Origin of the sequence: Microbacterium sp. Ru50, from assembly GCF_002920555.1 — a bacterium.
In the GTDB taxonomy this organism is placed as follows: domain Bacteria; phylum Actinomycetota; class Actinomycetes; order Actinomycetales; family Microbacteriaceae; genus Microbacterium; species Microbacterium arborescens.
In genome coordinates, this window is the sequence record NZ_PQSV01000001.1 from 2069539 (window position 1) to 2093613 (window position 24075).

25 protein-coding genes are annotated in these 24075 nt (G+C 70.2%); 20 read left to right on the top strand and 5 right to left on the bottom strand.

The features are described 5' to 3' along the window. The first annotated feature begins 37 nt into the window (after positions 1-37). From C3481_RS09725 to C3481_RS09745, 5 genes are read left to right on the top strand one after another with little or no spacing between them, the layout of a single operon-like run. On the top strand, positions 38-976 hold the full coding sequence (locus tag C3481_RS09725) for a carbohydrate ABC transporter permease (RefSeq protein WP_023953505.1): 939 nt from the start codon (positions 38-40) through the stop codon (positions 974-976). After that, on the top strand, positions 973-1896 hold the full coding sequence (locus tag C3481_RS09730; RefSeq protein WP_103841860.1) for a carbohydrate ABC transporter permease: 924 nt from the start codon (positions 973-975) through the stop codon (positions 1894-1896). The genes C3481_RS09725 and C3481_RS09730 overlap by 4 nt, the downstream gene beginning before the upstream one ends. Continuing rightward, positions 1893-2516 carry a hypothetical protein gene (locus C3481_RS09735; RefSeq protein ID WP_103841862.1) on the top strand — a complete coding sequence of 208 codons (624 nt, stop codon included), beginning with the start codon at positions 1893-1895 and terminating at the stop codon, positions 2514-2516. The genes C3481_RS09730 and C3481_RS09735 overlap by 4 nt, the downstream gene beginning before the upstream one ends. 27 nt (positions 2517-2543) lie before the next feature. Continuing rightward, positions 2544-3338 (top strand): SDR family NAD(P)-dependent oxidoreductase, encoded by a 795-nt coding sequence (locus tag C3481_RS09740; protein WP_064955311.1) that lies wholly within the window; start codon positions 2544-2546, stop codon positions 3336-3338. Beyond that, complete coding sequence (locus C3481_RS09745) at positions 3335-4072, top strand: SDR family oxidoreductase (RefSeq protein ID WP_103841864.1); 738 nt, start codon at positions 3335-3337, stop codon at positions 4070-4072. The genes C3481_RS09740 and C3481_RS09745 overlap by 4 nt, the downstream gene beginning before the upstream one ends. Before the next feature lie 78 nt (positions 4073-4150). Here the strand turns inward: C3481_RS09745 and C3481_RS09750 are convergent, their stop codons facing one another. After that, on the bottom strand, positions 4151-4909 hold the full coding sequence (locus C3481_RS09750) for an IclR family transcriptional regulator (protein WP_103841866.1): 759 nt from the start codon (positions 4907-4909) through the stop codon (positions 4151-4153). A 244-nt stretch (positions 4910-5153) separates the two neighbouring features. Here C3481_RS09750 and C3481_RS09755 point away from each other — a divergent pair, with 244 nt between their 5' ends. From C3481_RS09755 to C3481_RS09800, 11 genes are read left to right on the top strand one after another with little or no spacing between them, the layout of a single operon-like run. Further along, the gene (locus C3481_RS09755; protein ID WP_064955318.1) at positions 5154-6404 is read left to right on the top strand and encodes an ABC transporter substrate-binding protein; all 1251 of its coding nucleotides are present in this window, start codon (positions 5154-5156) and stop codon (positions 6402-6404) included. An 18-nt stretch (positions 6405-6422) separates the two neighbouring features. Further along, positions 6423-7433, top strand: a complete 1011-nt coding sequence (locus C3481_RS09760; protein ID WP_064955319.1) for a branched-chain amino acid ABC transporter permease — start codon at positions 6423-6425, stop codon at positions 7431-7433. After that, the gene (locus C3481_RS09765; RefSeq protein ID WP_103841869.1) at positions 7430-8509 is read left to right on the top strand and encodes a branched-chain amino acid ABC transporter permease; all 1080 of its coding nucleotides are present in this window, start codon (positions 7430-7432) and stop codon (positions 8507-8509) included. The genes C3481_RS09760 and C3481_RS09765 overlap by 4 nt, the downstream gene beginning before the upstream one ends. Beyond that, positions 8506-9240, top strand: a complete 735-nt coding sequence (locus C3481_RS09770) for an ABC transporter ATP-binding protein (protein WP_064955320.1) — start codon at positions 8506-8508, stop codon at positions 9238-9240. Before C3481_RS09765 ends, C3481_RS09770 begins: the two co-directional genes overlap by 4 nt. Next, the gene (locus tag C3481_RS09775) at positions 9230-9931 is read left to right on the top strand and encodes an ABC transporter ATP-binding protein (RefSeq protein WP_023953530.1); all 702 of its coding nucleotides are present in this window, start codon (positions 9230-9232) and stop codon (positions 9929-9931) included. Before C3481_RS09770 ends, C3481_RS09775 begins: the two co-directional genes overlap by 11 nt. 2 nt (positions 9932-9933) lie before the next feature. Next, positions 9934-11304 (top strand): MmgE/PrpD family protein, encoded by a 1371-nt coding sequence (locus C3481_RS09780; RefSeq protein ID WP_103841871.1) that lies wholly within the window; start codon positions 9934-9936, stop codon positions 11302-11304. After that, positions 11301-11990, top strand: coding sequence for a cysteine hydrolase family protein (locus C3481_RS09785; RefSeq protein ID WP_064955322.1), 690 nt, complete (start codon positions 11301-11303; stop codon positions 11988-11990). Before C3481_RS09780 ends, C3481_RS09785 begins: the two co-directional genes overlap by 4 nt. Continuing rightward, positions 11987-12940, top strand: coding sequence for a polysaccharide deacetylase family protein (locus C3481_RS09790; RefSeq protein WP_103841873.1), 954 nt, complete (start codon positions 11987-11989; stop codon positions 12938-12940). Before C3481_RS09785 ends, C3481_RS09790 begins: the two co-directional genes overlap by 4 nt. Next, a complete protein-coding gene (locus C3481_RS16530; protein ID WP_172407768.1) occupies positions 12937-13860 on the top strand; it encodes a hypothetical protein in 924 nt (307 codons plus the stop codon). The genes C3481_RS09790 and C3481_RS16530 overlap by 4 nt, the downstream gene beginning before the upstream one ends. Next, positions 13857-15290 carry an MFS transporter gene (locus C3481_RS09795; RefSeq protein ID WP_181021904.1) on the top strand — a complete coding sequence of 478 codons (1434 nt, stop codon included), beginning with the start codon at positions 13857-13859 and terminating at the stop codon, positions 15288-15290. Before C3481_RS16530 ends, C3481_RS09795 begins: the two co-directional genes overlap by 4 nt. Beyond that, entirely contained in the window at positions 15287-16411 is a 1125-nt protein-coding gene (locus C3481_RS09800; RefSeq protein WP_103841877.1) for an oxidoreductase, read from the top strand. The genes C3481_RS09795 and C3481_RS09800 overlap by 4 nt, the downstream gene beginning before the upstream one ends. Before the next feature lie 111 nt (positions 16412-16522). On the opposite strand, the gene C3481_RS09805 is transcribed toward C3481_RS09800, so the two are convergent. Continuing rightward, positions 16523-17746, bottom strand: a complete 1224-nt coding sequence (locus C3481_RS09805) for a hypothetical protein (protein WP_103841879.1) — start codon at positions 17744-17746, stop codon at positions 16523-16525. Further along, on the bottom strand, positions 17743-18729 hold the full coding sequence (locus C3481_RS09810; RefSeq protein ID WP_103841881.1) for a hypothetical protein: 987 nt from the start codon (positions 18727-18729) through the stop codon (positions 17743-17745). Before C3481_RS09810 ends, C3481_RS09805 begins: the two co-directional genes overlap by 4 nt. A 175-nt stretch (positions 18730-18904) precedes the next feature. Here C3481_RS09810 and rpsF point away from each other — a divergent pair, with 175 nt between their 5' ends. Genes rpsF through rplI form a run of 4 tightly spaced genes read left to right on the top strand, consistent with a single transcriptional unit; the run spans position 18905 to position 20575 of the window. Further along, positions 18905-19261: a 30S ribosomal protein S6 gene (rpsF, locus tag C3481_RS09815; protein WP_036305492.1), complete on the top strand. Its 357-nt coding sequence runs from the start codon at positions 18905-18907 to the stop codon at positions 19259-19261. Between the two features lie 5 nt (positions 19262-19266). Next, positions 19267-19797 (top strand): single-stranded DNA-binding protein, encoded by a 531-nt coding sequence (locus tag C3481_RS09820; protein WP_023953543.1) that lies wholly within the window; start codon positions 19267-19269, stop codon positions 19795-19797. Between the two features lie 59 nt (positions 19798-19856). Next, complete coding sequence (gene rpsR, locus C3481_RS09825; protein ID WP_023953545.1) at positions 19857-20111, top strand: 30S ribosomal protein S18; 255 nt, start codon at positions 19857-19859, stop codon at positions 20109-20111. Positions 20112-20122: 11 nt separating this feature from the next. Further along, positions 20123-20575: a 50S ribosomal protein L9 gene (gene rplI, locus C3481_RS09830; RefSeq protein WP_023953547.1), complete on the top strand. Its 453-nt coding sequence runs from the start codon at positions 20123-20125 to the stop codon at positions 20573-20575. Between the two features lie 261 nt (positions 20576-20836). On the opposite strand, the gene C3481_RS09835 is transcribed toward rplI, so the two are convergent. Next, on the bottom strand, positions 20837-22597 hold the full coding sequence (locus C3481_RS09835) for a chaplin family protein (RefSeq protein WP_103841883.1): 1761 nt from the start codon (positions 22595-22597) through the stop codon (positions 20837-20839). A gap of 80 nt (positions 22598-22677) precedes the next feature. After that, positions 22678-23796, bottom strand: coding sequence for a hypothetical protein (locus C3481_RS09840; protein ID WP_103841885.1), 1119 nt, complete (start codon positions 23794-23796; stop codon positions 22678-22680). Positions 23797-24075: the final 279 nt, after the last annotated feature.

The following is a 24075-nucleotide window of genomic DNA, read 5'->3' on the forward strand; positions in this document are numbered from 1 at the left end:
GGCCGAGACGCCGGTTCGCAGGAGAAAGGAACAAGCCATGACTGCTGCAGCCGTCGTCCCGGTTCGTGCGGGCTCGACCGTGCGGGCTCGACGCGAGACGCGTGCCGGCTATCTCTTCCTGAGCCCGTGGCTCATCGGGTTCTTCGCCCTGACCGCGGGGCCGATGGTCGCCTCGCTCGTGCTGTCGTTCACCGACTACAACCTGTTCAACGATCCCGAGTTCATCGGCGTGGACAACTACACGCGCATGTTCTCCGACCCGAACTTCCTGCAGGCGGTCAAGGTCACCGGGATCTACGTGCTGGTCGGTACGCCGCTGAAGCTCGTTGCCGCGCTCGGTGTGGCGCTGCTGCTGAACGCACCGCGCCGGGGCCAGGGGTTCTACCGGTCGGCGTTCTACCTGCCCTCGCTGATCGGCGGCAGCGTCTCGATCGCGATCGTGTGGAAGGCGATGTTCATCGACGACGGCATCGTCGCGCAGATCGGCTCGTTCTTCGGCGGGCCACCCGCCTCGGAGGGCGGATGGGTGGGCGACCCGGCGCGCACGCTGCCGCTGCTCATCCTGCTGACGGTGTGGCAGTTCGGCGCGCCGATGGTGATCTTCCTCGCGGGGTTGAAGCAGGTGCCGCCCGAGCTGTACGAGGCGGCCTCCGTCGACGGCGCCGGACCGGTGCGCCGGTTCCTCTCGATCACGATCCCGATGCTGTCGCCCGTGCTCTTCTTCAATCTGCTCCTCGAGACGATCCACGCCTTCCAGGTGTTCAACTCGGCCTACATCATCTCCAACGGCAGCGGTGGGCCGGCCGGATCGACGCTCTTCTACACGCTCTACCTCTACCTGCGGGGATTCCGAGATTTCCAGATGGGCTACGCCTCGGCGATGGCCTGGGTGCTCGTGATCGCCGTCGGGCTGGTCACGCTCATGCTGTTCCGCACATCGCGGGCGTGGGTTCACTATGCGGGGGACGAACGATGACGAACACGATCGCCCAGACCGAGCTCATCACGACCGACTCGTCGTCGCGGCGACGCGGCCGCGAGCACGCGGGAGGGCGGGGCTGGCGCAGGCGGGGGAGCGCAGCGGTCTTCCACGTGCTCGCGATCGCCGTGCTCGTCGTCATCCTCTATCCGGCGGCGTGGATGGTGATGTCGTCGTTCAAGCCGGGCAACGAGATCATCGGCTCGGTGAGTCTCGTGCCGGAGAGCTTCTCCCTCGAGAACTACGCGACCGCCTTCGCCGGCATCGGGGGAGTCTCGTTCTGGACGTTCGTCGTGAACTCCCTCATCCTCGCGGTCGCCTCGGTCGTCGGGGTCGTGCTCTCGTGCTCGGTCACGGCGTACGCGTTCGCCCGCATCCGTTTCCGCGGCAGCAAGGTCTTCTTCCTGTGCATGATCGCGACGATGCTCCTGCCGTTCCACGTCGTGATCATTCCGCAGTACATCGTGTTCAATCAGCTCGACATGATCAACACCTACTGGCCGCTGCTGCTGGGGAAGTTCCTCGCGGCCGACGCCTTCTTCGTGTTCCTCATGATCCAGTTCATCCGGGGTCTGCCGCGCGATCTCGACGAGGCCGCGCGCATCGACGGCGCCGGCCATGCGCGCACCTTCACCGCCGTCATCCTGCCCCTCATGCGACCCGCGCTCGTCACGAGCTCGATCTTCGCGTTCATCTGGTCGTGGAACGACTTCTTCGGGCCGCTCCTGTACCTCAAGGATCCGGGCATGTACACGATGCCGCTGGCTCTGCGCCTTTACGTCGACCAGACCTCGACCAGCGACTACGGCGCACAGATGGCTATGGCGATCCTCGCCCTGGTGCCCGTGGTGCTGTTCTTCCTCGCCTTCCAGCGGTACCTGGTGGCGGGCGTCGCGACGGAGGGGCTCAAGGGATGACCTCCGCGCGCAGGACAGACGGATCGCCCGAGAGCCGCGCGGTCTTCGGCGGCTCGGGCGTCGCCGGGTTCGGCGAGATGTTCGTGGTCGGCATCGGGGTGACGCTCCTGTCGCTGCCGCTCGTGACCCTGGCTCCGGCCTTCGGCGCAGGGGTGCAGCACTTCCGCGCACACCTCGACGACGAGCCCGACTCGATCCGACTCTTCGCTCTGCGCGGCCTCCAGGCAGTGCGTTCGGGCTGGTGGTTCGGTGCGGCCTGCGCCGTGGTCATCGCGCTCCTCGCCCTGAACGCGGTCGGGGCGGCACAGGGGGCGCTTCCCGGCGGGACGGTCTTCGCGATCATCAGCGGCGGACTGGCGGTCGTGGTCGCCGTCGCGATGCTGCGAACCGCGGCGCTCTGGACGCCGGGTGCGCGGTGGATCGACCTCTGGCGGGAGGGGCGCGGCATCGTCGTCGACGACCCGATCGGAACATCGCTGGTGCTGGTGGGCCTCGGGGTGAGCACGACCGTCGTATGGATGCTGCCGCCCCTCATCGTGATCGCGCCCGGGCTCGTCGTCGTGTCGCTCGTCGGTGCCGAACGCCGCCGCGCTGCGACATCATCGAGGAGAGCCGCGTAGGCGCGGCCCCGATCGGAGGAGAGCACGATGCAGTGGGATCTCGACGGCAAGGTCGTCGTCGTCACCGGAGCGGGTCGCGGCATCGGCCGCGCCATCGCCGAGACGTTCATGCGCGAGCGCGCCGTCGTCGTCGCGACGGACATCGCCGAAGATGCGGTGGCCTGGGCCGACGACGCACGCCGCGACGCGGAACTCGACGGTGCCTCGCTGGCGTGCGACGTGCGGTCGTCCGCTTCGGTGCGGCAGGCCGTGGATGCTGCGCTGAGCCGGTTCGGACGCGTCGACGTGCTGGTGAACAACGCCGGCATCCTGGGTGACGGGCTCATCGAGGACGCCGATGCCGAGACCTGGAACCGCGTCTTCGACGTCAACGTCACCGGCACGTTCCGCACCTGCCATGCGGTCATCCCCGCGATGAAGCGGCAGGGCGGGGGCCGCATCGTCAACGCGGCCTCGTTCGCGGCCATCATCCCCAGTGTCGGCGGTGCGGCCTATGCGGCATCCAAGGCCGCTGTCGTCCAGTTCACCAGAACACTCGCGGGAGAACTGGGCCCCTGGGGGATCACTGCCAACGCGTACGCTCCGGGCATGATCCCCACCGACATGAACGGCTTCGCCGACAAGCCGCACGATGACCAGCGTCGCCTGCTCGACACGCTCACGCTGCGGCGCTGGGGTGACCCGCGCGAGGTGGCGGACGCCGTCTGCTTCCTCGCGAGCGATGCCTCGCGCTACGTCACGGGCACGCTGCTCGATGTGAGCGGCGGCAAGTTCGCGACCCAGTTCCCCCAGCGCGCGTACGAGATGGCGGCCCGGGCATGACGTCCACCGTCGCCTCCCAGCGACGCGTCGCATGGATCACCGGCGCCGGCAGCGGGATGGGCCGCGCCGCCGCGCTGGCCCTGGCCCCCGACCGGCGTCTCGCGCTCAGCGGACGGCGCCACGACATGCTCGCCCAGACGGCGCGCGAGGTCGCGGATGCGGGCGGCGAGGCGATCGTGCTGCCGTTCGACGCCCGGGACACGGGCGCGGTGAGTGCGGCGCGTGACGAGATCCGTCATCGGTGGGGCCGCATCGACGAGCTCGTCCTCGCCGCCGGCCTCAACTCGCCGCGGCGGACGTGGGAGAACCAGTCGGTCAGCGAGGTCGAACAGGTCATCGACACGAACCTCCACGGCGTCATCCACGTGATCGACGCAGCGCTCCCGGACCTCCGGGCATCCGGTTCGGCCGTCGTCGTCGTGGTGTCGTCGATCGCAGCCTGGCGTTTTTCGCCCGTCGCGGGTGTCGCCTACAGCGCCAGCAAGCGCGCGCTCGCCGCTGTCTGCGAGACCTTGAACGCGCAGGAGGCTGCCGCCGGCATCCGCGCGTGCCACCTGTGCCCGGGCGACGTCGACACGGAGTTCCTGAGCCTCCGGCCCGAAGTGCCGGATGCGGACGCCCGCGAGCGGATGCTGACTCCCGACGACATCGGGCGAACGGTGCGCTTCGTCATCGATGCGCCCCCGCACGTGCGTATCGACGAGTTGGTGATCAGCCCGGTCGCGCGGCCCTGAAGGCGCGAGGGTGCACGTCTGCACGGTGTCGGGGGCTCCGGACCCTGCGGATGCGCGTCCTCGCTGCCGCGCGGGAGGTCAGACCCCCTGCAACCTCGCGGTCGCGTCGCGGGCGGCGGCCAGCACGAGCTGCGCGAGGTCGTGGTGCTGGGTGTCGCCGAGTCGGTCGACGAGGTAGGCGACCGAGAGAGAACCGGCCGGGCTGCCATCACGGTCGAAGATCGGGGCGGCGACGCTGCTCGACATCCGCACGCGCTCGCCCGCGGTATGCGCCCACCCGCGCTCGCGGGTCTCGGCCAGACGGTCTCGGATCATCGTCTCGTCGATGACGGTCGCCTCGGTGTACGCGTGCCGCTCCTGGCTCAGGACGTAGTCGATGTCGACCGGGTCCATGAACGCCAGGATGCTGATGCCGCTCGCTCCCGACCACAGCGGAACATGGTCTCTCATGCGCACGCTGATGCGGATCGGGTTGATGCTCTCCACGAGGCCGATGTAGTGCCGTCCATGTCCGTGGCGGGCCGTCAGCGTCGTGGTCTCGCCGGTCTGATTGGCCAGGTGCGAGATCGCCGGCATCCCCGCGGAGTACAGCCGGCTGCCCGCGGCTGCCGTCTGACCCAGGGCGACCGCCGCTGGGCCGAGGCAGTAGCGGCGAGTGTCGGGCAGGTAGTCGACGAGTCCCGATGCGACGAGGGACTGCAGGATGCGGTGAACCACCGCCTTGCTCAGGTCGCACGACCTCGCGATCTGCGAGACGCCCAGCGGCGCGGTCGCGTCGGTGAACGACATCAGCACCTCGGCGACCCGGGATGTCGTCGACGGGGCAGTATCGGCCATGGCGCACTCTCCTCGCGTGGATGAGCGTCCGGCACGCTCTGCGCAGAAGCGTACGGCCACGTTTCACTGAACGGAACGCCAGATGCCCGATTCGGGCGAGACGAAACATTCCGGATACACGCGGGCAACTGGCGCCGCATATCCGAGGCATACCGTCGCATACATCCCAGTCAGGGACTAACCCGAACGTTCCGGTCACCGAAACAGCTCCATCAGACGGAACACCACCCTCCAAGGAGTCGAGTTGAAAACCACGAGTCGCTTCACGCTCGCCGTGACCGCTCTCGCCGTCGGCAGCGTCACGCTCGCGGCCTGTGCCGGATCCGCCGTCGGAGCAAGCCAGGCAGCATCCTCGGGCGAGGCACCCGAGGAGATCGTCATCGGAGCCCTCCACCCGCTCAGCGGTTCGAACGCGGTCGACGGCCAGCAGATGAGCAACGCCGCACAGATGGCCGTCGACGCGATCAACGACGCCGGCGGCATCGAATCCCTCGGCGGCGCGAAGCTCGTCCTCGAGGCGGCCGACACCCGCGGCGAGCCGGAGACCGGGCAGAGCGAGGCGACGCGTCTCATCCAGGAGGGCGCCGCGGCGCTCGTCGGTTCGTACCAGAGCGCGACGAGCGCGAACATCGCCTCGGTCGCCGAGCGCAACGGCGTGCCGTTCGTCATGGACGTGTCGGCACTCGACTCGATCCTGGAGCAGGGCTACACCAACTCGTTCCGCATCCAGCCGTCGGCGAGCATGATGGGCGAGCAGAGCGCGACCTATCTGTCCGAGATCGCCGAGGCCGCGGGCACCCCGGTGACCAAGGTCGGCTACCTCTACGAGCAGGGGAACTTCGGCGCCTCGGCTTACGAGGCGTTCGCTGCGAAGGCCCAGGAGTACGGCATCACGGTCGAACCGGCGATCAGCTACGACCCCTCGTCGAGCGACCTGTCGACCCAGGTGCAGCAGGTGGCAGCCGCCGGCGCCGACGTGCTCGCCGTCTCGGGCTACTACAACGACAGCCTCGCGATCGCTCGCGCTGTCAGCTCCATCGCCCCCGATCTCGACGCCGTGTTCGGTGTCGCCAACGGCGGATACGACCAGGTGCAGTTCACCGCCGACGCCCCCAACGGGGGTGAGAACTACTTCGACGCGAACTACCGGTGGGATGCCACCAACGATGAGGCGGTCGCGGTCGCCGAGGCGTTCGAAGCCGAGTTCGGCGAGCCGATGCGGACGAGCGCGATGCTCACCTACGACGCCGTGACGCTCATCGCCGAAGCGATCGACGCCGCCGGGAGCGCCGACCCCGCCGACATCCGTGATGCGATCGCCGCCACGACCTACGAGCCGCACGTCGTCAACGACGGTCCCGTCTCGTTCGATGAGACGGGACAGAACGTCAACGCCTCGGTCGTCACGATGCAGGTGCTCGGCGGCGCAGTCACCCAGGTCTACCCGGCGGCCCTGGCTCAGCAGCCGCTCGTCTACCCGGCCCCCGTCCGCTGACAGCGAGGAGTGAGTCTCATGACGATCCAGGCGTCCCCGCCCACCGCCCCGGCCGGCGAGAAGCCCGTCCGCAACCGCCGCTACAACGGCCCCTCGCCGCGCGCTCTGGTCGTGACCCTCGGGGTGCTCGCCCTCGCGGCCGTGGTGGCCGGGTTCATCTCGGGCAGCCCGACCGTGCTGGCGCAGGCGCTCGTGACGGGACTGCTGACCGGAGGCATCTACAGCCTGGTCGCCATGGGACTCACCCTCGTCTACGGGGTGCTCCACATCATCAACTTCGCCAACGGGGCCATGGTCGCTCTGGCGATGTACCTCACATACGTGCTGGTGAACCTCACCGGGATGCACCCCTACGCGACGCTGCTGATCACCGTTCCGACGATGTTCCTGCTCGGCGCGGTGACGCAGGCGGGTCTGCTGAACCCGATCATGCGCGCCCCCATCCACACCCAGCTGCTCATCACGATCGGCTTGGCGCTGGCGATCGAGAACATCCTGTTGCTCGTGTTCGGCCCCAACCCGCTCTCGGTCCAGCTGCCCGGCAACACCGGTGTTCCGATCCTCGGCGCGACGGTCGACCTGAGCCGCATCTACGCCTTCGTCGGTGCGCTGGTCCTCGTCGCGGCCCTGTGGCTCATCCTGCAGCGCACCCCGGTCGGCACGGCGGTCCGATCGGTCGCCGCGAACCCCGAGGGCGCCCGCCTGGTGGGCATCGACATCAAGGGGATCTACATCCTCACCTTCGCGCTCGGCGCGGCCGCAGCCGGAGCCGCCGGCACGCTGGTTGCTCCCTTCACCACGATCGAACCGACAGCCGGGTCGGTGTTCAACCTGACGGCGTTCGTCGTCGTGGTCCTCGGCGGCATGGGCAACGTCCCCGGTGCGCTCGTCGGCGGGCTGATCGTCGGCCTCACCGAGCAGCTGGGCGGGCTGATCCTGCCCGGCCAGTCACCGCTGCTGGCCGTGTTCGTCGTCTTCCTCATCGTGCTCTTCGCCAAGCCCCGCGGAATCTTCGGGAGGACCGCATGACCGTCGCCACCCCCGCGCGCCCGACGGCGCCCGACTTCACCACGGGTGCTCACCTGCTCGCACCGCGTATCCCTCTGCACCGTCGCACGACCTTCCGTCACTACGTCGCCCTCGGGGTGCTGGCGGTCGTCGGGGTCGCCCTGCCCTTCGTCCTTCCCGCTGCGGAGCTCGCCGTCGCCATGCGCGTGCTGATCTTCGCCCTCATGGGGATCGGCTGGAACATGATGAGCGGCTTCGGCGGAATGTTCAGCTTCGGTCACGCCGCCTACTTCGGCATCGGCTCGTACGTCACGGCCGTGCTGCTCGTCGACTTCGGTGTGAGTCCGTGGATCGGCCTGATCGCCGGGATGGCCCTGGCAGCAGCGGCAGCCGTGGGCATCAGCTTCCTCGCCCTGCGCTACAAGCTGACCGGTGCCTATTACGCGCTGTCGACGTTCGCCTTCGCCGAGATGCTGCGACTGTTCGTCGTCGGCAACGACGCGCTCAACCGCACGGTCGGCTTCACCGTCCCCGTGCTGCGCGGCGACGACTGGGCGATGTTCCAGTTCCCCGTCGGCTCGCCGAACTACTGGTGGATCGGCGTGGGCATGGTCGTGCTGGCACTCGTCGTCGTCATCGAGTTCCTGCGTCGCCGCACGGGTCGTTTCACCCTGGCATCGCGCGACGACGACCTGGCGGCGGCGGCCATCGGCGCCAACGTGCTGCGGTACAAGCTGACCACCGTCGCTCTCTCCGCCGCCATCACGGCCGCGGCGGGCACGCTCTACCTGCAGTACTACATGTTCATCGATCCCGAGCTCGCGTTCGGCGCCCACGTCTCGAACAACGCGATCATCACGGCCGTCGTGGGCGGGGTCGCGACCGTCTGGGGTCCCGTCATCGGAGCCGTCGTCATGGCGCCGCTCTCGGATGCCGTCGCCGCTTTCCTCCGTCACCCTCCCGAGGCGCTGTCGTTCCTCCAGGGCCACGGCGGTCTCGACATCCTCATCTACGCCGTCATCCTCATCGCCTGCGTCCTGCTCCTCCCCAAGGGCGTCTACGGCACCGTCAAGAACTGGGTGGTGAAGAAGAAGTGACCCTTCTCGAGATTCAGGGCATCAACAAGTCGTTCCGCGGCCTGCACGCGCTGCGCGACGTCGACATCTCCGTCGACGAGGGCGAGATCGTCGGGATCATCGGCGCGAACGGCGCCGGCAAGACGACGCTGTTCAACTGCGTGACGGGCGCCTTCCCGCCCGACTCGGGGCGGGTCACGCTCGACGGGCGCGACATCACCGGCGCGAAGATGCACGTGCTCGCACGCTCGGGGCTCGTGCGGACGTTCCAGCTGATGCGGCCCTTCCACACGATGACCACCCTCGAGAACGTCACGATCGCGGTGCAGAGCCGCGGGGTGCGGCCCGAGCGCGCGGCGCGTGACGAGGCGGCGACGCTCCTCGATCGCACCGGCCTGTGGTCGTGGGCGGATGCCGAGTCGGGCTCGCTCCCGACGGCGGTCCAGAAGCGTCTCGAGCTCACCCGCGCCCTCGCGATGCGTCCGCGAGTGCTGCTGCTCGACGAGGTGCTGGCTGGTCTGGTGCCGTCCGAGCGCACTCCCGTGCTCGACCTGCTCGACGAGCTGCGGCGCGAGGAGGGCGTGACGATGCTCTTCATCGAGCACATCATGACCGCCGTCCGCCGACTCAGCGACCGCGTCGTGATGATGGACCAGGGAGCCGTCATCGCGCGGGGCTCGGTCGACGACGTTCTGCAAGATCCCCGAGTCATCGAGGCCTACCTCGGTAAGGAGTACGGCGATGCTGCTTGAGATCGACGACCTGCGTGCGGGTTACCACGGACTGGAGATCCTCCACGGGATCTCGCTCTCGGTCGACGCCGGAGAGGTCGTCGCGATCGTCGGGGCGAACGGCGCCGGCAAGTCGACGACACTGAAGACCATCGCCGGCGAGGTGAAGCAGCAGGGCGGCTCGGTCCGCTTCGACGGCGGCGCCGTCGGCTACGGACGCAGCCACCTGGTCGCGCAGCGCGGCCTGATGCTCGTGCCCGAGCACCGCGCGCTCTTCGGCTCGCTCACCGTCGAGGACAACCTGCGCATGGGCGCTTGGGGCAAGAAGGGGCGCACGGGGTTCTCGGAGGACGAGATCCTCGACCTGTTCCCGATCCTGCGCGAGCGACGCCAGCAGCTCGCCGAGACGATGTCGGGCGGTCAGCAGCAGATGCTCGCCATCGCCCGCGCTCTCATGGGAGCGCCACGTCTGCTCATGCTCGACGAACCCTCGACCGGGCTCTCGCCGAAGCTCACCTGGGACGTCTTCCACGCCGTCAACGCCATCCGCGATCGCGGTGTGGGCGTGCTGATCGTCGAGCAGAACGCCCACCAGGTGCTGCAGCTCGCCGACCGCGCCTACGTTCTCGAATCGGGCAGCGTCGCGCTCGACGGCACCGCCTCGGCGCTCGCCTCGGACGAGCGCGTCCAGGCCGCCTACCTGGGCCACTGAGCATGACGACTCACCGCGAAGCGTCTCGGATTCTCGGCGAGTGGGCCGCGTCGGCGCCGTTCGCAACGGCCTCGGATGATGCGAAGCGTTCGCTCGTCCGCGCCGTCGAGAACCTGCTCGCGGTCACCGTCGGAGCCGCCGCGATGCCCGAGATGCAGCGGCTGCGGCGTGCCTGGACGCCGAGCCCCGGGCCCGCGACCCTCGTCGGATCCCCGCGCCGCGTCGCCGTCGAATCAGCTGTGTGGCTCAACGGAGTGGCCGGGGTCTCGACCGAGCGCGACGAAGGCAACCGGTACAGCAAGGGGCACCCCGCGGCGCAGACCGTGCCGGCCGTGCTCGCGCTCGCGGAGGCGCAGGACATCGCGGGCGAGCGGCTGTGGGACGCCCTCTACGTCGGTTACGAGGTCGCCGCGCGCATCGGGCGGGCGACGACCTTCCGGCCCGACGTGCACACCCACGGACCCCTCGGCGCCGTCGGCGCGGCAGCGGGCTGCGCGGTGCTCCTGGGTGCGGATGCCGACGGCGTCGCGCGCGCCGTCGGCACCGGCGCCGCGATGGCTCCCGCGACGTCGTGGCAGCCCGTGCTGCGCGGTTCGGCGGCGCGCGATCAGTGGGTCGGCCAGGGGGCCCTGGCCGGACTCGCGGCGGCGCGCTTCTCGGCCGCCGGGCTCGCCGCCGACCCCGACGGGCTCGCCGCCGATCTCGGCGGTCTCGGGACGATCGACCCGGATGCCGTGATCCGCGGCCTCGGTGACGAGAGCCTCGTCACCACCAGCTACCTCAAGCAGCACTCCGCATGCGCCTACACGCACGGTCCCGCCGACGCGGCGCTCCTCGTTCGCGCTCGCATGGTCGCGGCGGGCGTCGACCTCGCCGACATCGTCTCGGTGCGCGTCGAGGGGGTGGCCTCGGCGGCATCCTTGCCCGCCACATCGTGGGGTTCGCGGCACGGCGCGTACTTCTCCGTCCCGTTCGCCGTCGCCAGCGCACTGTGGTTCGGTGACGTGTCGGCCGAGCGGGCCGACGTGCCTCCGCACCCGCAACTGGCGCGCATCGCCGCCGTGGTGGCGGTAACGGATGCCACGGCCGACCTGCGGCCCGATACCGCGACCTCGCGTCCCGCGCGGGTCACCGTGCACCTCGCCGACGGCACCGCCCACACGGCATCCGTCAGGCACCCGCAGGGCGACGCCGTCGATACTCCTTTCTCGGATGCGCGGATCGACGCGCTGCTCACCGAGGCGCTGCGTCCGACGGGCTTGGGCGCCCCCGACATCCATCGCGCCGTCCACGACTTCCACGACCCCGACCCCGGAGCGCTCACTCGCGCTCTCGGCCGACTCGCCCCACCCTCCGAAGGAGACCTCGCATGAACGACACGATCGACTGGAACGTCGAGATCGACACGATCCGAGACCTGCGCGCCCGGCGCACGAAGGTCGGACCGGGAACGTCACCCGCCGTGATCGTCATCGACTTCCAGCGCGCGTTCACCGAGCACGAGAAGATCGGCCCCGGGACGGCGGTGGCGCTCGCGCACACGAACGAGCTGCTCGAGGCGGCGCGGGCCGCGGGCGTTCCCGTCATCTACGCGGTGATGATCCTCGACTCGCTCGACGACCGGATGCTGGCACAGCGGGTGCGCTCGAGCCTGACCGAGCGCTGCGAACGCGGCAACCCGTGGACCGAGATCAGCGCTGCCGTTCCGCCGGCTCCGACCGACCACATCGTCGAGAAGACCGTCGCGTCGGCGTTCTACCGCACCCGCCTCGACGACCTGCTCGCCGAGCTCGGCGTCGACGAGCTGATCTTCACGGGCACCTCCACCAGCGGATGCGTCCGGGCGAGCGTCGTCGACGCCGCCTACCGCAGCTTCCACATCAGCATCGTCGAGGAGTGCTGCGACGACTTCCGCACGGTGTCGGGCGAGGTGTCGCTGTGGGACATGCAGGACCGCTTCGGCGACGTCGTGACCAAGCAGTGGGTCCTCGACCGATTCGCGGCGATGCGCGGTGCCGATGCCGAGGCGCCGGCCGAGGCCGCCGCGGAGCTCGCATGACGATCCGCAACAACGAGCGCCTCTGGTACGCCCCGATGGCGACCCGGCCACGCGTGGAGTGGCCGGGCGGCAAGCTGCTCGCGTTCTGGCACGCGCCGAACGTCGAGCACTACGACTGGATCGCGCCCGGGGGCGGCTCACCGCAGGGCCGGATCGCCTTCCCCGACGCGCAGCACTACATGCACCGCGACAGCGGCAACCGTGTCGGCCTGTGGCGGATGCTGCGCATCGTCGATGAGTTCGAGATGCCGTCGACCGTGTCGCTCAGCCTGTCGCTGCTCGAGGAGCAGCCCGAGGTTCGCGACGCCATGTTCGAGCGGGGGTGGGAGATCATGAGCCACGGCATCTCGAACCTGCGGCCGATCTACGACATGCCCTACGACGAAGAGGACGCCTTCTACGCGCTCTCGCAGCGGCTGAGCGAGACCTACTACGGCGGCCGGCGCATCAAGGGGATGCTGGGCCCGAAGATCTCGGGAACCGACAACACCGTCGACCTCATGGCCGCTCACGGAATGCAGTACTTCGCCGACTTCATCCACGATGAGCAGCCCCGTCCGCTGCGGACGGTCGGCGACGCCCCGATCGTGTCGATGCCGTACAGCTTCATGCTCAACGACGTCCCCATGGTGCACGTGCGGAGCCTCTCGGCATCCGACTTCATCGCCCTGGCGAAAGCGCAGATCGACCGCTCGGTGGCCGACAGCGAGCGCGACGGGCAGGGGCGGGTGGTCTGCCTCGCGACGCACCCCTTCCTCGCCGGGCAGCCGTGGTTCGCCGGGGCTCTCCGAGAGCTGTTCGCGCACGTTCGCGCCGACGAGCGCATCTGGGCCACGACGGCCGGCGCGATCAGCGACCACTACCTCGCCCATCACTACTACGCGCAGGTCGACTTCGCTCGCACGCTCGCCGACGAACACGCGGCTCTTCTGACGGAGGTCGGCGCATGAGCCTCATCTCCCACCCCGCGGACGCGACCGTGTTCGCCCCCGACCTGCCGCGCGCCTACGACGCGCACCGTCCGGCGTGGACGCTGCCGGGCGCGAAGAAGCTCGTGGTCTCGGTGCTGCTGCACGCTCCCTCGTACCAGGACGACCTTCCCGCGGGAGCGTTCTCGCCGACGTCGATGCAGGGCGGTGTGGGCCGCGACACCTCCGAGCCCCGGCACGGACAGGTCGCCCGTCTGTCGCAGTGGGACTTCGGCCTGACGACCGGCATCTGGCGGCTGCTCGACATCGCCGACCGTGCGGGCGTTCCCGTCGCCGTCGCGCTCGACGAGTTCGGTGCCCGTACTGTGCCGGGGCTCGCCCGCGGCGTCGCGGCACGTGCCGACGAGATCGTCGTGCGAGGTGCCGGCGCGAACGTCATCCTGTCTCCTGAGATGGATGCCGCCACCGAGCGCTCGTACATCGAGAGCGCACGCGACACCGTCCAGCGTCTGACCGGGCGCGAGGCCACCGGATGGTTCGGCCCCGAACGCGCCGGCACCTCGCGGACCACCGCCCTGCTGCGCGAGGCGGGGTTCGGCTGGTTCGGGGACTGGCCGATCGACGAGCGCCCCGTGACGCTGGTCGGCGCCTCAGACGGCCTTGTCGCCGTGCCGCATCCGCTGGAGACGGAGGACATGTTCGAGCTCTACGCCCGGGGGATCGTCGCCGACGACTACGAGGAGCTGCTCACCGCGACGGTCGACCAGCTGATCGCCGACGCGGACATCGTCGGCGCCCGCCACCTCGGACTCAGCCTCTTCGGCTGGGTCTCGGGTCAGGCGTGCTTCGCCGACGTCGTCGAGCGCACCTTCCGGATGCTCGCCGCCCACCCCGATGTGCTCCTCGCGACACCGGGCGGGGTGGCGGAGCTCGCCGAGTGACGCCGGAACCCGCGGCTGCGGGCGGCCCGGACGGCCGCCGCTCGCTGCCGCTGCGGCTGCCGTGGTCGCTCGGCAGCGGCACGATCCTCCTCGGGCTGAACTCGTCGATCATCGCCGTCGCGCTCGTCCCGATGGTCGCTTCGTTCGGAGGGGATGCAGCGGACGCGACGACCGCGACAGCGTGGATCATCAGCGCCCTCTACATCGCGGCAGCCGTCGGCTCGCCCACCGCCGGACGCCTCGCCGACCTGTACGGGCCGCGACGCGTCTACCTCGCGGGGCTGGCGCTCATCCTGGTGGCCTCGGTCGCCGGTCCGTTCATCGCCGACAGCGGCTGGATGATCGTCGACCGGGTCGTGCTCGGCCTGGGAGCCGCCGCGCAGTTCCCCGCGGCGATGGCGATCATCCGCCGCCAGGCCGACCTCGCGCGCGCCACGCCCACCGGCGCGATCGGCATCATCGCGCTGTGCGGGCAGACGACGGCAGCTCTCGGCCCGACCGTCGGCGGTCTCGTGGTGGTGGCGTGGGGGTGGCCGGGCATTTTCTGGGTCAACATCCCGATGGTGATCCTCTGCGCGACGCTCGTGCTGGCCTTCGTCCCCGCCGACGCCCGCGGCCCTCGGGCGAGCGCAGCGCAGACCTGGCGGGCGCTCGACCCCGCCGGCATGGTCCTCATGATCGGCACGCTGGTCGCGCTCATGGTGGCGCTGCTCAGCATCGACTCGGCGCCGACGGTCGCGGTGGTCTCGGCGGCGGTGACGGTCCCGTTGGCCTCCGGGTTCGTCTGGCGTGAACTGCGGGCGGAGCGGCCCTTCGTCGACGTGCGCCTGCTGGGCCGGTACCCGCAGTTCGGCCTCACCTGCCTGCGGGCGATCGCGACGTTCATCTCGTTCTACGTCATCTTCTACGGACTCCCGCAGTGGATGCAGGCGACCCGCGACCTCGGACCGGCCGTGACGGGACTGCTCATGCTGCCGGTGTTCGGGGTCGGGGCGCTCTCCACCGTCCTCGCCACCCGCCTCGGGCGCACTTGGCACCCGCGTGCCCTGCTCGCCGTCGGCACCTCGGCGATGGTCCTGGCCGGCACGCTCCTCGCACTCACCGGTGCGGCCGACATGCCGCTCTGGGTGCTCGCGATCGTCTGCGCCCTGCTCGGCGTGCCCAACGGCTTCAACAACCTGGGCAACCAGCTCCTGCTCCATCACGCGGTGCCCGCCGGGGCTGCCGGTGCCTCCACCGGGATCTACCGCACCGCGCAGTATGTCGGCGCCGCGCTCGCCGCCGTCGTCGTGGCGCACCTGCTCGACGCGGGCGCCGTCGCCGGCGGCATCCGCGACGTCGGGCTGACGATCGCCGGGCTGGGGCTCGCCCTGCTGCTCGCGACCGTCGTCGCCGTCATCCGTCTCCGCCGAAAGGAAGCAGGAGCATGACCCTGATCTCTTCTCGTCCTGCCGGGAAAGGAGCCGCCGACGAGGCGGACCGCCCGGCGCTGCTCCGACCGATGCGGCTGCGCGACCTGACCCTGCGCAACCGCATCGGGGTCTCGCCGATGTGCATGTATGCCGCTCCAATGCCCGACGGCGTCGTCGACGACTGGCACGTCGTCCACTACGGACAGTTCGCCCTCGGCGGCGCGGGGCTCATCATCACCGAGGCGACCGCGGTGTCACCGCTCGGCCGGGTGACCCCCGACGACTCTGGCATGTGGGACGACCGGCACATCGCCGCCTGGCGACGCGTCACCGACGCCGTGCACCGCGCCGGCGGGCGCATCGCGGTGCAGCTCGCGCACGCCGGACGCAAGGGCAGCAAGTACGCCGGGCTACCGGGTGATCCGCCGGAGCACCGCGGATCGGTTCCCCCAAGCGCCGGCGGATGGCAGACCCTCGGCGCTTCTGGCGAGCCCTTCGGGCGCTTCGCCGATCCCGCGCGCATGGACGCCGACCAGGTGGATGCCGTCGTCGCGGAGTTCGCCGCAGCCGCGCGCCGCTCGGTCGCCGCCGGCTTCGACGCGATCGAGCTCCATGGCGCGCACGGGTACCTGCTGCACGAGTTCCTCTCACCGGTGACGAACCGCCGCGACGACCGGTGGGGTGCCGACCGGGCGGCCCTCCTGCTCGCGACGGTCGCCGCGGTGCGGGCGGAGATGCCCGAGGGTATGCCGCTCATCGTGCGGCTGTCGGTCGACGACGTCGCTCCGGGCGGGTCGCAGGCCGCCGACAGTGCTGAGCTCGCGCGGCGCCTGCACACAGCCGGGGTCGATCTCGTCGACTGCTCGTCGGGGGGACTCGTCGCCGGTGCAGAGTACTCCCCGTCGCCCGGCTATCAGGTGCCGGGATCAGCCGTGGTTCGAGCCGCCGGGGTTCCGACCGCCGCCGTCGGTGTCATCACCGACCCGCGGCATGCCGACCGGATCGTCGCCGACGGCGACGCCGACCTCGTCCTCCTCGGCCGCGAGATGCTCCGCGACCCCCACTGGGCCCGCCGTGCCGAGCTCGCTCTCACGGGCGCGGCGTCGCTCGAGCCTCGCTACCACCGCGCCTACCTCTGACACGGATTCGCCCGGCGGTGCTCGGCGAGGTCCCAGTTCGGCCGGGTATCGGGGGGTGATTCCCGGCCCAGATGGGACCTCGCCGACCGACACGGGTGCCGCGCCGGCGGGTCAGCGCACGGCGGCGAAGATTCCGCCGATGAAGGCGATGACTGGGCCGATGGCACCGACCGTGACGATGAGCAGCACCACGACCACTGCCATCCACGGCACGCTCTTCTTCAGCCGCTGGCCGGGTGCGGCGACGCCGGGCGGCGGCCGCAGCAGTCCCGGCGGCGGCGTGACGGGCAGCGCGGGTGCGGAGCCGGCAGCCGCACCCGGTCCCGCCGCAGCCGGCCCAGCGGTCGCGGTCTCCGCGGCACCGCCCGGCGCCACCCCCACACCGGATGCCGCCGGCGCCGCCAGCCGGTCGTCGCGCCAGCGCTCCCACTGTGCGAACTTGTCGATCATCGCGCCGACGGCGCCGAACAGCCACGACCAGGTGGCCGGGTCGAGGGTCGAGAAGTCGCGCTTTCCGTAGAAGAAGAGCCAGTCGTCGACGATCTCGACATCCAGTGCCGCGGCGTTGTCGACGAACCGCGCCATGATGTCGGGCGTGAAGAGGTACAGCGCGTCGCGTTCGTATCCGCGCGGGCAGTAGAGGCGGAAGTACCGGTCGAAGTCGCCCTCGAGGCTCAGGTGCTGGTCGCGGTCGAACGCGACGGGGAGGTTCGAGCCGAACAGCCCGTTGTTGCCGAGCGCGTCGAGCACGATGTGCGGCAGGGGAGTCGACAGGTGCACCGCGACGTAGCCCCACGTGTGCGTCTGCTGGTTCTTGCCCGACCCGGTCGTGTAGCGGTAGTTCGCGAACTCGACGAAACGCGGCTGGTCGCCGCGGACGAGATTGGATGCCATCCGCCCCGACCCCTGCGAGAAGATCATGCCCGGCAGCGGGGGCTGGGGCCGCTGCGGCTCGAAGCTCATGCCGTTGGCCCGCGCGAACCCGTCGAGCCGGTACCAGACCGCGGCTTGCGCAGCGCGCTGTCGGCGGACGAAGAACGGGATGAGCGCCGCGAGCGCGATCAGGATGACGAGGGGGATGACGGGCGCCAGCGAGACCACCGCGCCGGAACCCGACTGCGTCCCGATGGCGAACACCAGGCCGCCGACCATGGCCGACAGGACGCCGCCGAACACCAGCACCACGAAGACGATGACGACGATCGCGATGATCACGCCGGCGGTGCCCGACCCGCCGGGAAGCCGGCCGCTGTCGGCCAGATGCTTCCGGAACGCACGTGCGGTGGCGGGCGACACCGGCTCGAGCAGGGGCCGGGGGTCGAACGGGACGCTCATCGATTCACCTCGTCTGCTCCCCACGACAGGGATGCGTCGGCCGGCAGGGGCAGGGCTTCGAGCTCGGGGGAGCGGCAGATCGCGTCGACGAGCTCCCTCGAGCCGCCGACGATCGTCGAGTCGAAGTCGACTTCCGAGACCATGACCCAGGCGCGGTCCGCGGGCCAGAGCAGGCTCGGGCTCTGCGACGTCGGCACGGCTCCCATCGCCTCGGCGGCGAGGTCGCGCCACGGCATCCGCAGCTCCCAGTCGTCGTCGGCGAACTCGTCGACAGCGCCGTGGAACAGGACGAACGCCCGCTCCGGCAGCCTCAGCCGTGGTCCTTCCGAGATCTCGCGCGAGAGGATGCCCTCCTGCCAGGTGGGTTTGCGGAAGACGCTGTTGAAGCGGTCGCCGATCGACGACCCGAGCATGCGGTTGTGGCGGTCGAGGGTCGCGTCGTCGGGGTCGCCGGGCTGGAAGACCGTGCGCGACGGCGCGCGTCCGAGGTGCCCGACCAGGCCGCCCCGGCCTTCCCAGAGGCCCGCGCTCACGTCACCCGCGGTCGAGGTGTGCCCGATCAGCTCGCGCGCGAGAACCGCCATATGGTGCGGGTCGAGCTCGCCCTGCGCGGGCGCGACGAACCAGCGGCCGTCGGGGGACGCCGTCTGGTTCGAGCCGAACTCGGGCGAGCGCACGATCGAGTCCCACTGCGCCAGCGGATGCAGCGTCGTCCCGAACGCGGCGGCGGTCTCGGCCCATGTGGCGGGATCGGTGACGAGGTCTGTCGCCACCTGCTGCGACTGCTGCCACGGCATCTCGACCCACGCGTCGAACGGGGGGAGTGGCGCGCCGTCCGCACGCGACTGAACCGATGCCGGATGCAGGATGCGCGCGTACGCCTCGAAGCCCCGCGGCACCACGTCGTGGACCGTCCCTCGCCACGGATCGTCGATGCGCTCGCGCAGCCAGTCGCCGGTCGAGACATCCGCGATCCACTCCATGCGCCCACGCTACCGGTGACCGGTCGGCGGCATCACGCGCGATCAGGTAAGCTGTTGTGGTTGTCCGACCTCGGTTGGGCACGTGCTACACACCCTCCTGCTTCCGGGAAACGCCCGGGAGCCGTTCTAGTCCGAAGGAGGTGGGTCAGTGACGCACACGTACCAGTACGAGCTCATGGTGATTCTCCAGCCCGAGATCGATGAGCGTCAGGTTGCTCCCAACCTTGACAAGTTCCTCAAGGTCATCACGAATGACGGCGGAACCATCGAGAACATCGACATCTGGGGCCGTCGCCGCCTGGCGTACGAGATCCAGAAGAAGAACGAGGGCATCTACGCCGTCGTCAACTTCACCGCGACGAGCGAGACCACGCAGGAGCTCGACCGCCAGCTGAAGCTGAGCGAGTCGATCATGCGCACCAAGGTCCTGCGCGCCGAGGAGGCCATCGCACAGGTCGCCGCCGAGAAGGCGCGCTCCGAGGCGAAGGCCGCCCGCAAGGCTGCCGCCCCCGCTAAGGCTGCGAAGGCGTAAGGCTCATGGCCGGCGAGACCGTCATCACCGTCGTGGGCAACCTCACGGCAGACCCCGAGCTGCGTTACACGCAGAACGGACTGCCGGTGGCGAACTTCACGATCGCCTCGACTCCTCGCACCTTCGACCGTCAGGCGAACGAGTGGAAGGACGGCGAAGCGCTGTTCCTCCGCGCGTCCGTGTGGCGTGACTTCGCCGAGCACGTGGCGGGTTCGCTGACCAAGGGCATGCGGGTCGTCGCGACCGGCCGCCTGCGTCAGCGCTCCTACCAGGACCGTGAGGGCCAGAACCGCACCGCGATCGAGCTGGAGGTCGACGAGATCGGCCCCTCGCTGCGCTACGCGACCGCACAGGTCACGCGCGCCGCATCCGGCTCCGGTGGTGGCGGCGGGGGAAGCTTCGGCGGCGGTCAGCAGTCGCGCCCGCAGCAGCAGGTGCAGGAGGAGCCGTGGGCGACCCCGGGTTCTTCGGCTCCCGACGCGTGGAGCGCACCGGGTACCAGCGGCGCCTCCTACGGCGACGACACCCCGTTCTGAATCGGATTCCGGATGCTGCGTGCAGCGGCATCCGATCATCACTCTCGTAAGGAAAAACAATGGCTGGAAAGGCAACCGGCGACCGCCGCAAGCCGCGGAAGGGCGCGAAGAACGCGGCCCCCGCGAAGGCGATCCGCGTCGGCGTCATCGACTACAAGGACGTTTCGACGCTCCGCAAGTTCATCTCGGAGCGTGGGAAGATCCGCGCCCGTCGTATCACCGGTGTCTCGGTGCAGGAGCAGCGTCTGATCGCCAAGGCGATCAAGAACGCGCGCGAAATGGCGCTCCTGCCTTACGCCGGCGCTGGCCGGTAAGGAGCACCGACATGGCAAAGCTGATTCTCACGAACGAGGTCGCCGGGCTCGGAAGCGCCGGTGACGTCATCGAGGTCAAGAACGGGTACGCCCGCAACTACCTCATCCCCCAGGGCTTCGCTGTGGCCTGGACCCGCGGTGGCGAGAAGCAGGTGGCGTCCATCCGCGCCGCTCGCGACGCCCGCGCGATCCACGACCACGAAGAGGCCGTGGCCCTCAAGAACAACCTCGAGTCGAACAAGGTCAAGCTGTCGGTCAAGGCCGGCGCCGAAGGCCGTCTGTTCGGTGCAGTCAAGCCCGCCGACGTGGCTGACGCCGTCAAGACCGCTGGTCTGGGCGACCTCGACAAGCGCAAGATCCACATCACCTCGCCGATCAAGGCCGTGGGCGAGCACGAGGCGACCATTCGCCTGCGTGACGACCTCACCGCTGTGATCACCCTGCAGGTGGTCGCCGCCAAGTAATCCCTGGCGCACCGTACGGATGCCGCGGACCTTCGGGTTCGCGGCATCCGTCGTTTCCGGGGTGTGCCGCGGGCCGGGATGCAAGGTTTGCGGGCCGACACCCCGAGAGCGGATGCCGAGCGCCGGGGTGTCGGTGCAGATCCCTTGCATCCCGGCGCGGTGGCGTGCGCGTCGATGGCGTGCCCCGCGGGCAGGCCGGAGCGGATGCCGCAGGCCGAGGCCCGCGGCATCCGCTGTATCCGAAACTGACTCCTGTCGGGATCAGACCGTCGCGCGGCGGCGCAGAGCGACGAGGACGAGCCCCATCAGCGTCAGCGCCAGGGCGCCGATGCCGAGACCCATCGGAGCCTCACCGCCGGTCTTGGCGAGCATCAGCGGGCGAGCCGACGCTGCCGAGGCCGTCGTGCCGACCACAGCGGTGTCCGTCGTGCTCGACGCGGTCGGAACCGCGGGAGCTCCGCCGTTGCCATCCGTGCTGGGCGTGGTGCCGGGGTCGGTGCCCGGGTCGGTGCCGGGGTCCGTGCCCGGGTCGGTGCCGGGGTCGGTGCCCGGGTCGGTTCCGGGGTCGGTGCCCGGGTCCGTGCCCGGATCGGTGCCCGGGCCCGCCGGGGTGACGACTTCGGTGGTCGAGTCGCCGACGACGGAGATCGCGGTTCCGGTCAGTGAGATCGGAGCAGTGATCGGGAGCACCAGCTGGGTGCCGCCGAGGATGCTGTCCGAGCCGCTGGTCGACGCGCCGGGTGTGGTGCCCGTCGTGCCGCCGTTGCCACCGGTGGTGGTGTCGGTGGTGGCGTCTCCGATGACCGAAACGGCGGTGCCGCTGAGGTCAATCGGTGCGGTGACCGGGGCGAGCACCTGGGTGCCGCCGAGGATGCCGTCGGTGCCGTCGGTGGTCGCCTCGGGCGTGGTGCCCGACGTGCCACCGTTGCTGCCAGCGGTGGTGCCACCGGTGGTGGTGTCACTGGACGCGTCGCCGATGACCGAGACGGCGGTGCCGCTCAGGTCGATCGGTGCGACGATCGGGGCGACGACCTGGGTGCCGCCGAGGATGCCGTCGGTGCCGTCGGTGGTCGCCTCGGGCGTGGTGCCCGACGTGCCACCGTTGCTGCCAGCGGTGGTGCCACCGGTGGTGGTGTCACTGGTGGCGTCTCCGATGACCGAGACGGCGGTGCCGGTCAGGTCGATCGGTGCCGTCACGGGTGCGAGCACCTGGGTGCCGCCGAGGATACCGTCGGTGCCGTCGGTGGTCGCCTCGGGCGCGGTGCCCGAGGTGCCACCGGTGCTGCCAGCGGTGGTGCCACCGGTGGTGGTGTCGCTGGTCGCGTCGCCGATGACCGAGACGGCGGTGCCGCTCAGGTCGATCGGTGCGGTGACCGGGGCGAGCACCTGGGTGCCGCCGAGGACGCCTTCGGTGCCGTCGGTCGACGCGTCGGCCGAGGAACCGCCGCCGCTGCCAGCGCCGTTGTCACCGGTGATGGTGTCGCTGGTGGCGTCTCCGATGACCGAGACGGCGGTGCCGCTGACCTCGATCGGCGCCGTCACCGGAGCGACGACCTGGGTGCCCGAGGCGACGCCATCCGCGCCGTTCGTTTCGGCAGCGGGTGCCGGAGCGGTCTGCGCCGGAGCAGGAGCCGGCTCGGCGGGTGTGCTGCCGCTGTCCGTCGACGACGTGCTGTCGCCGACGACGGCGACGGAGGTGCCCTCGACGGTCACGGGCACGGAGACGCTGATGAGCGCCTGCGACCCCGAGCCGACGCCATCCGAGCCGCTCGTCGAGCCGCTGGGCGCCGGTGCCGACTCCGGTGCGCTCGAGCCTGACGTCGAGCTGTCCGCATCACCGAGGACGGCGACGGACGTCCCGCTGACCGTTATCGGAGCGTCGACGGAGATGATGCCTTGGGTGCCCGAGAGCAACCCGTCCTCTCCCGTGGTGTCGGCCGCGTGGGCGACCGATGCGCCGAGGATCGTGATCCCCCCGGCGACGAGCGCGCCCCAGATGGCACGCGAGACGATGGTGTTCATGAGTGTTCTCTCCTTGAGAATGACGAATGGATGGCGCAGAGCGCCGGTGGTCGTGCCGCTCGAGCGCGGCCGGCCGTTCGTCAGTCAGGAGAGACGTCGGTGGGGTAGACGGGCGAGATCGGTCCCGTCGAGTTCATGAGGCGTCCGCGACGTCCGGGGAGCAGGAACGCTGCTCCGGCGAATGCGAACAGGGCTGCGGCGATACCGCCTCCGGCAGCGGCGGCGCCGACCGAGGCCGCGCCCGGAGCGCTGACGGCGAGGCCACCCGACGCCGGTGCGCCCAGAGCGAGCGCATGACCCGCGACGGCGGGTGCCTCGCTGGCCGCCGCGGCGAACAGTTCGGATGAGGGCGCGAGAACCTCGGCCGACGTCGCCAGGACGCCGAAAATGCCGAATGGGCCGTCGGTCGACGTGGACGTAGCCAGGTCGCGTGCCAGACCGAGGGCGACGGTGGAGAGCGCGTCCAGCGGCGAGCTGGTGGCGATTCCGGGCTCCGGCGTCTCGCCGGGAAGCAGGGGGACGAGCGGCTGCGAGCCGCCGGGTACAACGGCATCCGTGATCGGGACGATGACGGGAGTGAATGCGTCCGTGACGGGCGCGAGGGCATCGGTCACCGGAGCGAGCACCGCCACGACGGGTGCCAGGGCGCCGTCGAGGATGCCGAGCACGGGAATCACGGGGGCGCCGACGGCATCGGTCACCGGAGACAGTGAGCCGACGATCGGTGCGACGACAGGCGCGAGGTTCTCCGTGACGGGCGCCGCGACATCCGAAACGGGCTCGATGACGGGAGCCGCGGTGTCGGCGACCGGCTCGACCACGCCTGCAGCCGGCTGCACGGCCGGGGCGACGACGTTCTGCGCGACGGGCTCGACCACCTCGCGAACGACCGGGTCGACGACCGGAACGACGGCGGGAGGAGCGGACTGGACGACAGGGGCGACAGCCTGGACGACGGGCTCTGCGACGCGGGCCACGGGCTGGACCACGGACTCGAGCACGGGCGCGACGACGTCTTCGACGGCACGGTCGACCGGATCGGCGACGGCGGAGACGATGCCCTGCAGAGGCCCAGTCTCTTCGTCGGCCGCGTAGCTCGCGGGCGCGAGTGCAAGGGAGAGCGCCGTCCAGGCGAAGGCGAGACCGACGCCGGTGCCGAGGATCGGCACCCAGCGAGGCGCACGGCGGTGCTGGGCCATGACGAGCGATCACCTCCCCCGAGAGCGTCGACATCGTTCGCACGGGAGACCCCATGCCGTCGGGTACTGCTTGGCGAAGAAAGATACTCCCGTCTCGCGCAACTGTCTAGGGTTCCACTGAGTTCGACATGAGCCCGTCCTGAGGATGCCGCGCCGGGGGCGCCGAGTCGACTTGACAAGGCGGGCGTTTTACACAAGTGAGTCCCCAGATGAACAACCTTCAAGTGAGACTTCAACCACGATCTTCATCCACAGGTTGGGGAAACTTAAACCCCTGAT

Excerpts from the sequence above, each read along its gene's own strand:
- rpsR (WP_023953545.1), top strand. The coding sequence starts at position 19,857 with ATGGCTGGAAAGGCAACCGGCGACCGCCGCAAGCCGCGGAAGGGCGCG.
- C3481_RS09750 (WP_103841866.1), bottom strand. The coding sequence starts at position 4,909 with ATGGCCGATACTGCCCCGTCGACGACATCCCGGGTCGCCGAGGTGCTG.
- C3481_RS09775 (WP_023953530.1), top strand. The coding sequence starts at position 9,230 with ATGCTGCTTGAGATCGACGACCTGCGTGCGGGTTACCACGGACTGGAG.
- C3481_RS09835 (WP_103841883.1), bottom strand. The coding sequence starts at position 22,597 with ATGAACACCATCGTCTCGCGTGCCATCTGGGGCGCGCTCGTCGCCGGG.
- C3481_RS09785 (WP_064955322.1), top strand. The coding sequence starts at position 11,301 with ATGAACGACACGATCGACTGGAACGTCGAGATCGACACGATCCGAGAC.
- C3481_RS09810 (WP_103841881.1), bottom strand. The coding sequence starts at position 18,729 with ATGGAGTGGATCGCGGATGTCTCGACCGGCGACTGGCTGCGCGAGCGC.
- rpsF (WP_036305492.1), top strand. The coding sequence starts at position 18,905 with ATGGTGATTCTCCAGCCCGAGATCGATGAGCGTCAGGTTGCTCCCAAC.
- C3481_RS09800 (WP_103841877.1), top strand. The coding sequence starts at position 15,287 with ATGACCCTGATCTCTTCTCGTCCTGCCGGGAAAGGAGCCGCCGACGAG.
- C3481_RS09745 (WP_103841864.1), top strand. The coding sequence starts at position 3,335 with ATGACGTCCACCGTCGCCTCCCAGCGACGCGTCGCATGGATCACCGGC.
- C3481_RS09740 (WP_064955311.1), top strand. The coding sequence starts at position 2,544 with ATGCAGTGGGATCTCGACGGCAAGGTCGTCGTCGTCACCGGAGCGGGT.
- C3481_RS09765 (WP_103841869.1), top strand. The coding sequence starts at position 7,430 with ATGACCGTCGCCACCCCCGCGCGCCCGACGGCGCCCGACTTCACCACG.
- C3481_RS09735 (WP_103841862.1), top strand. The coding sequence starts at position 1,893 with ATGACCTCCGCGCGCAGGACAGACGGATCGCCCGAGAGCCGCGCGGTC.
- C3481_RS09780 (WP_103841871.1), top strand. The coding sequence starts at position 9,934 with ATGACGACTCACCGCGAAGCGTCTCGGATTCTCGGCGAGTGGGCCGCG.
- C3481_RS09760 (WP_064955319.1), top strand. The coding sequence starts at position 6,423 with ATGACGATCCAGGCGTCCCCGCCCACCGCCCCGGCCGGCGAGAAGCCC.
- C3481_RS09725 (WP_023953505.1), top strand. The coding sequence starts at position 38 with ATGACTGCTGCAGCCGTCGTCCCGGTTCGTGCGGGCTCGACCGTGCGG.
- C3481_RS16530 (WP_172407768.1), top strand. The coding sequence starts at position 12,937 with ATGAGCCTCATCTCCCACCCCGCGGACGCGACCGTGTTCGCCCCCGAC.
- C3481_RS09805 (WP_103841879.1), bottom strand. The coding sequence starts at position 17,746 with ATGAGCGTCCCGTTCGACCCCCGGCCCCTGCTCGAGCCGGTGTCGCCC.
- C3481_RS09730 (WP_103841860.1), top strand. The coding sequence starts at position 973 with ATGACGAACACGATCGCCCAGACCGAGCTCATCACGACCGACTCGTCG.
- C3481_RS09840 (WP_103841885.1), bottom strand. The coding sequence starts at position 23,796 with ATGGCCCAGCACCGCCGTGCGCCTCGCTGGGTGCCGATCCTCGGCACC.
- rplI (WP_023953547.1), top strand. The coding sequence starts at position 20,123 with ATGGCAAAGCTGATTCTCACGAACGAGGTCGCCGGGCTCGGAAGCGCC.
- C3481_RS09790 (WP_103841873.1), top strand. The coding sequence starts at position 11,987 with ATGACGATCCGCAACAACGAGCGCCTCTGGTACGCCCCGATGGCGACC.
- C3481_RS09820 (WP_023953543.1), top strand. The coding sequence starts at position 19,267 with ATGGCCGGCGAGACCGTCATCACCGTCGTGGGCAACCTCACGGCAGAC.